A 6363-nucleotide genomic window follows, 5' to 3' on the forward strand; every position below is an offset into this window, starting at 1 on the left:
ATGCCCACCCGCGGTGCTTTGTTCCGTTCGAGGACTATTTACTGGCCTGAGGCTCGGTCCGGTCCTAAAGCACGTCGCGATTTGCCGGCCTCATGCGACGCGCTTTAGGCTGTTGTTTTTATTCATCTCGTTATCGCAAAACCGCTGCACACTTTTGCGCGACATGCATTAGTCTGAGGTCCGATTTGGCGGTTTCGCAGCCGCGGCTGTTACCGAGGCGTGGCATGGTATTCCAGAACGGAAGATTTCCCATTGTCGGCGTCGGCGCATCGGCCGGCGGCATTCCCGCGATGGAGGGCCTGTTCAAAGGACTGACCGGCGGCACCGGCATGGCGTTCGTCGTCGTCACTAATCTGAGCCCAGAGCGCGAAAGCCTGCTGCATGACGTTATCGCACGTTACACCGGCATGCCGGTCATCGTCGCCGAGGAGGGCATGGCGGTCCAACCCGACCAAGTCTATGTGATGCCGCAAAACGTCGTCCTCACCATCCGTAAGGGCGCGCTTTCGCTGCGCCGGCCGAACACGCTTAACCGCGAGCGCAAACCGATCGACATCTTCTTCCGTGCACTGGCCGAGGACCAAGGGGAGTACGCCATAGGCATCATCCTGTCGGGGGGCGATTCGGACGGCACGCTGGGCGCCCGGGCGATCAAGGAACATGGCGGACTGACGATTGCCCAAGCCTCCAACGGTTCCGGCGCGCGCAACCCGGACATGCCGCAAAGCGCGATTTCGAGCGGCCTGATCGATATCGCAGCGCCCGCCGAGGAGATCGGCGCAAAGCTTCAGGCGTTTGGCCGCGGCTTCAATGTGCTGAACGGGCTGGCCGAGGGGGGTGGCGAGCACAAGGCTGACATGGATCGGGCCGCCGATGAAATCGACCCCACTCTGCGCGGCCATTCCGGTCACGACTTTTCCAGCTATAAGACGAAGACGTTCTCCGCCAATGAAGAGGCGCAGTCGACTAATGAGGAGCTTGAGGCCTCGAAGGAGGAGAAGCAGTCGCTCAACGAAGAGCTCAGCATCATCAACGCGGAGCTGACCAGCAAGATTGAAGAGCTCGACCGCGCCAACAGCGATCTCAGAAACCTGTTCGAAAGCACAGAGATCGCAACCATCTTCCTCGACCGCAACCTTGTGGTGCGGACCTTTACCCCCGCTGCATCGGCCTTCTTCAATCTGCGCCCATCCGATGTCGGACGGCCGCCGACCGACCTTTCAAGCCAGCTCGACTATCCCGAGCTGAAGCCTCACATCGAGGCAGTGTTCGAGACGGGAGAGATCCTGAACCATCACCTTGCGCGCGACGACAAGGGCCGGTTCTACCTGGTTCGCATCAACCCGTACCGGGACAAGAGCGGCAGCATCCAGGGCGTGGTCGTGACCCTGATCGACGTGACGACGCTGGCGCAGGCGGAAGAGCGTCAGCAGGTTCTCATCTCGGAGCTGAACCATCGCGTCAAGAACATGCTGGCGGTTGTCGCCAGCATCACCAACCGGACCCGTGAAAACTCGGCATCGAAAGAGGAGTTCGCCGAAGCCTTGATCGGGCGCCTGCATGCAATGTCACGAGCCTATAGTCTGCTCTCGCGCGAGAGCTGGACGGAAGCCTCCGTCGAGGAACTGCTGCGTCAGGAACTCGATCCCTTCGGCCCCGAACGGTTTGAGCTCGATGGCAAGAGGGTAAATCTCAAGCCGGCACAAGGGCTTTCCTTCGGCATGGCCATCCATGAACTGGCGACGAATGCCGCCAAGTATGGCGCACTGTCGAGGCCTGCCGGGCGGATAGTTGTCAAATGGTCGGTGGCCGACGGAACCTTCAAGCTCGTCTGGCGCGAGAAGGGCGGCCCCCGCATCAAGGAGCCAACCGACAGCGGCTTCGGCCTTACCCTTCTGCGCGGAGAAATCGGCTATAGGCTGGGCGGAAAAGTTGAAACAAGTTTCCGCTCAAATGGTTTGGAGGCGGAAATCGCATTCCCTCTGACCCGCGAGGGCTCGTCGTGACCGGAAAGGTGCGTGTGCTGATCGTCGAGGATGAATGGCTGATCGCCGACGATGCGGCGGCTTACCTGCGCAAAGCCGGCCATCAGGTGGTTGGACCTGTTTCGTCGGTGACGGCGGCACTTAGGCTCGTTGGCGAAGGCGGCGTCGACGCGGCGTTACTGGATATCCAGTTGAACGACGAAACCAGCTATCCGATTGCGGAAGCGTTGCGGACGCGTGGTGTTCCGTTCGCCTTCCTCTCAGGCTTTGGTGAACGCGAAATTCCGGCCGGGTTCCGCGCTTGCAGGATCGTGCAGAAGCCGGCGAGCCAGAGTGCGATCCTGAATGCCGTGGATGAACTCGCGCGAGCCGGCTGAGGTCGCGATTTGAAAGTCGCGCCAGGTCACATCGGCGTGGTGCGTGCCTGCCGCGAACGACGAACGCCTATGGCAATATCCGCACCGGTACCGATTTGACCGCCGGAACATGAGCCTTCTCGGCTCTGTGCCACAAAGGAACCAGCGGGTTGAGCTCGGGGTAGTAACCGGCGCAATTTCCCTCCGGCACCGAGTAAGGTGTAACGCGCAGCCCGTGCACGCAGCGCTCCACACCGTCCTGCGCATTGGCTTCGAGATCGACTTCCTGTCCGGCGCTCAAACCGAGGCGCTGGATATCCTTCTCGTTCATCAACAGCACCATGCGTGTGCCGCTGATGCCGCGCAGCCGGTCGTTGTAGCCGTAGACGGTCGTGTTGAACTGGTCGTTGGAGCGCACCGTGATCAGTGTCAGCACATCGCGGCCGGCGACATCGATGTCAGGATCGGTTTCAAGGCCACTTGGCAGCTTGAAGTTTGCCCTTTTGTTCGGCGTCTCCCACACCCGCTTGCTCGCCTTGATATCGCGATGGAAGCCGCCGGGCGTCAGGAAACGCTTGTTGAAGTCGCGGAAATGTTGGGGGTAGCAGCGCTCGATTTCGTCGCGGATGCGGGAATAATCCCCAACCCACTCGTCCCATGGGATCGAACTCCTGCCCGGCACTGTCGCCTTGGCAAGCTCGGCAACGATCCTGGGCTCGGAAAGCAGATGCGGCGAAGCCGGAGGTCGCGATCCGAACGAGCCGTGGATACAGGCGGTGGAATCCTCTACCGACACCCTTTGGTCGCCGCTTGCCTGATGATCTCTTTCCAGCCGTGACAGGCAAGGCAGCAAATAGGTTGTCCGCCCGGCGATCAGGTGGCTGCGGTTGAGTTTGGTCGCGATCTCGACATGCAGGTCGAGCCCACGCCAGGCCTTTTCGACCAGGCCGGTTTCCGGAACGGCCCGCACGAAATTGCCGCCCAGTCCGACGAAGCCCTTGACCGATCCGTCGATGACGCCTTCGCAGGTTTCGACCGTATCGCGACCTTTCTCGCGCGGCGGTTCAAAGGCATAGAATTCGGCGAACTTGTCGAGCGGCACGAGCTCGGGTTTTTCCGATATGCCGACGGTGCGCTGCCCCTGGACGTTGGAATGGCCGCGCAGCGGCGAAATGCCGGCGCCGGGTTTTCCGATATTGCCGCGCATCATCAAAAGGTTGCACAGCATCTGGACGTTCTCGGTGCCGTGCCGATGCTGGGTCAGGCCCATGCCGTAATTGCCGATCACCGCGTTGGCATGGCTGTAGACCTCGGCGACATGCTCCAGGTCGGTCTGCGCAATGCCGGATCGTGCGACGATATCGCTCCACTGGGTGTTGCGCAGGAAGGCTTCGAACTCGGCGAAGCCATGCGTGTGCTCGGCGATGAATGCCGTGTCGAGGACACGCGTCCTGCCGCTTTCGCGGGCGGCATCGTCGAGCGCCAGCAACGCTTTGCCGATGCCCGTTATCGCGGCAATGTCGCCGCCGGAACGAACCTGGAAGAAGTCGCTGGACATTTTGGTGCCAGGCCCGGGCGACAGCATGTCGACAGGGTTTTGCGGGTTCTTGAAGCGTTTCAGTCCCCGCTCGGGCAAGGGATTGAAGGTGAAGACGGGCACGTTGCGTTGACGTGCCTCTTGCAGCGGATGCAGCAGGCGCGGCGCCGTCACCCCGGTGTTGTGCCCGAAGAAGAACATCATGTCGCATTTCGCAAAGTCTTCGAGCTGCACGGTCCCGACCGGCGAGCCGATCGATTCCGGCAAGCCGACCGACGTCGATTCATGACACATGTTAGATGAATCGGGCAGGTTCGAAGACCCATAGATCCGCGCAAAAAGCTGGTACATGAACGAGGCCTCAAGCGAGGCGCGGCCGGATGTGTAGAACACCACCGATTTGGGTTCGAGCCGCCGCAGTTCGGCAGCTATGTCGCGGAATGCATCGTCCCAGGAAACCGGCTCGTAACGGTCGGTGGCGGCATTGTAGCGCATGGGCGCGGTAAGCCTGCCCTGCTTCTCCAGATCGTGGTCCGGCCAATCGAGCAATTCCGTCACCGAGTGCTCGGCGAAGAATGCGGGTTCGCAGCGCAGCTTGGTCTGATCCCACATCGTCGCCTTGGCGCCGTTTTCACAGAATTCGAAAGGCCTCGGCTGGGCTGGCTTTGCCCATGAGCAAGACACGCACATATAGCCGTCGGCCTTGTTCTGCTTGAGCAGCGTGCTCCATATCCCGGACAACAGCAGGCCTTCGCCTCGCGCCTTGCGGACCAGGGATTTGAGCGATCCCCAGCCGCCTGTCGGGTGGTCGTATTTCTTGGTTTCGATGCGATCGGTTACGGCGGGTCTCATGCAAGCCACTCCCTGTAGAAGAGCACTCATTCGAACCCGCGGTGAGGCTGAATGTTCCGGGCTGGGTCCGTACCGTCACGCCGGTCCGTCTCGCCGGAACCATTTCCGCCATCGTTTGTTCGGCTCGAAGAAAGGAGCCGCGCGAAATGGAGCGACGTAACGCGTTAATTGCGATGGTGATTTCGGCCATCATCATCGTCGGCTTTCTGATTGGCTTTTTGTACGGCGATATGGGCTGGCGAACTTCGCCGCTCGAAAGAGCCCCTGAACAGAACCAGGGTGGCAATGCTCCGGCCGATACCTCGCCTGCCGCCGGCATCAAGAAGAACCCAAAGGAAAATACCGAAATGCCAGGCCAGCAATGACGTAGGGCCAGCAATGAAATCCAGCAGCAAGGCAATGCCACGAACTGAAACGGGTTCCTGTTTTTGCGGCGCCATAACGGCGGAGATGCGCGGTGAGCCTTTCTGGATTTGCTCCGATCACGATGACGACTGTCGCAAGGCGATAGGAAGCCCTCTGTCGGTGTGGGTCGGTTATCGGCCTTCCGAATTCACATTGCTCACCGGCACGCCGAAGACCTTTTCGAAAACCCCAGGCGTGCTTCGGTCCTTCTGTGCGGATTGCGGAACATCGATCGGCTATGTCGACCGGGGCCTGCCCGACGAACTCTATCTGGCGGTCGGCTTCCTCGATCATCCCGAACGGTTTTCGCCGCAGGCCCACGCATATTGGGACATGAGGCTTCCCTGGGTCGACTTTCCAGACGAGCTGCCGCGGGTGGGGACGTATTCGAGGCGGCGAGATCCCGCCTTCGGAAATCCGGCGGAACGCTAGGACGTAGAGTCAATTACTGCGTAGCCAGATGCGAGTTGAGACGAGTTTGAGGGCAGCAAGGATCACGCGCCATTCGAAATCGGTCAGGTCATATCGGCTCATGCTGAGCCTGAATCAGATTCCGCCGCAACATAAAAGTCTCAGTCGGCAAACGATCCATTGCGGACCTACGCCCAAGAAGGATATGTTGCCGCAGCGCGCGTAGGCATCCCGCTTCATCATCGCGCATGTCCCATGAAGGCAAAAAATAGATTCGACTCGCTCATGCACGCGGTCTGTGTTGGTCATGGCTATTGTGGAGGAATGCACGGCGACAAGTTCATGGATGTCATCGATTTTATTCCTCAAGTCGGTGATGTTACAGCGGATCAATTCGTGGAATGGGTATTTCTAGCTGAATATGAGAATGAAAGTGAACGAATGTCTCCCAGGTGGGATCGGCATCGCCGGAGGATAAGAGACTTTTTTGTTGAGCATATGGGATCAGACGTCGTCGATGCCAGCCAACTAAATGGGGCGTGAAGGGCTAAGCCAAGCCCTTTACTCTGCTTCCCACTCATCGCGGTCATACCGCATTTATGAGTTCACGGCCTAGCACTACTTTGGCAGATTTTTAGCGGAGAGGGTTCCGCGGCAGTGGGGACAACGGATTGGGGGCGGCTGCGCGAGCGCGGTGAGGATGGCTTGCCTGATGGCGGGTAGGCTCGGTTGGGGCGGCGGGCCGAGGATTCTTTTTTCCCCCTCCCGCTTGTTTGAGGCGGCGAGATTGCAGGAAGGCGTAGGCGATCATCGTCAT

6 protein-coding genes are annotated in these 6363 nt (G+C 59.9%); 5 read left to right on the forward strand and 1 reads right to left on the reverse strand.

Annotation, left to right across the window (positions count from 1 at the left end; all coding sequences use genetic code 11):
- The first annotated feature begins 224 nt into the window (after window positions 1-224).
- Window positions 225-2006 (forward strand): chemotaxis protein CheB, encoded by a 1782-nt coding sequence (locus NKJ91_RS23320; RefSeq protein WP_352457436.1) that lies wholly within the window; start codon window positions 225-227, stop codon window positions 2004-2006.
- A 14-nt stretch (window positions 2007-2020) separates the two neighbouring features.
- Window positions 2021-2362, forward strand: coding sequence for a response regulator (locus NKJ91_RS23325; protein ID WP_245274673.1), 342 nt, complete (start codon window positions 2021-2023; stop codon window positions 2360-2362).
- A 67-nt stretch (window positions 2363-2429) separates the two neighbouring features.
- Here the strand turns inward: NKJ91_RS23325 and NKJ91_RS23330 are convergent, their stop codons facing one another.
- Window positions 2430-4730 carry an FdhF/YdeP family oxidoreductase gene (locus NKJ91_RS23330; protein WP_352457437.1) on the reverse strand — a complete coding sequence of 767 codons (2301 nt, stop codon included), beginning with the start codon at window positions 4728-4730 and terminating at the stop codon, window positions 2430-2432.
- 146 nt (window positions 4731-4876) lie between these two features.
- Between NKJ91_RS23330 and NKJ91_RS23335 the strand changes: the two genes are divergently transcribed.
- From NKJ91_RS23335 to NKJ91_RS23345, 3 genes are all read left to right on the forward strand, one after another.
- A complete protein-coding gene (locus NKJ91_RS23335) occupies window positions 4877-5095 on the forward strand; it encodes a hypothetical protein (protein WP_352457438.1) in 219 nt (72 codons plus the stop codon).
- A gap of 34 nt (window positions 5096-5129) precedes the next feature.
- A complete protein-coding gene (locus NKJ91_RS23340) occupies window positions 5130-5567 on the forward strand; it encodes a GFA family protein (protein WP_502898205.1) in 438 nt (145 codons plus the stop codon).
- Window positions 5568-5888: 321 nt separating this feature from the next.
- The gene (locus tag NKJ91_RS23345) at window positions 5889-6089 is read left to right on the forward strand and encodes a hypothetical protein (protein ID WP_352457439.1); all 201 of its coding nucleotides are present in this window, start codon (window positions 5889-5891) and stop codon (window positions 6087-6089) included.
- Window positions 6090-6363: the final 274 nt, after the last annotated feature.

It is taken from the genome of Mesorhizobium sp. M0040 (assembly GCF_040323505.1).
Classification (GTDB): domain Bacteria; phylum Pseudomonadota; class Alphaproteobacteria; order Rhizobiales; family Rhizobiaceae; genus Mesorhizobium.

Coding starts and splice junctions, on each gene's coding strand:
- NKJ91_RS23335 (WP_352457438.1), top strand. CDS start 4,877: ATGGAGCGACGTAACGCGTTAATTGCGATGGTGATTTCGGCCATCATC.
- NKJ91_RS23345 (WP_352457439.1), top strand. CDS start 5,889: ATGGATGTCATCGATTTTATTCCTCAAGTCGGTGATGTTACAGCGGAT.
- NKJ91_RS23330 (WP_352457437.1), bottom strand. CDS start 4,730: ATGAGACCCGCCGTAACCGATCGCATCGAAACCAAGAAATACGACCAC.
- NKJ91_RS23320 (WP_352457436.1), top strand. CDS start 225: ATGGTATTCCAGAACGGAAGATTTCCCATTGTCGGCGTCGGCGCATCG.
- NKJ91_RS23340 (WP_502898205.1), top strand. CDS start 5,130: ATGCCACGAACTGAAACGGGTTCCTGTTTTTGCGGCGCCATAACGGCG.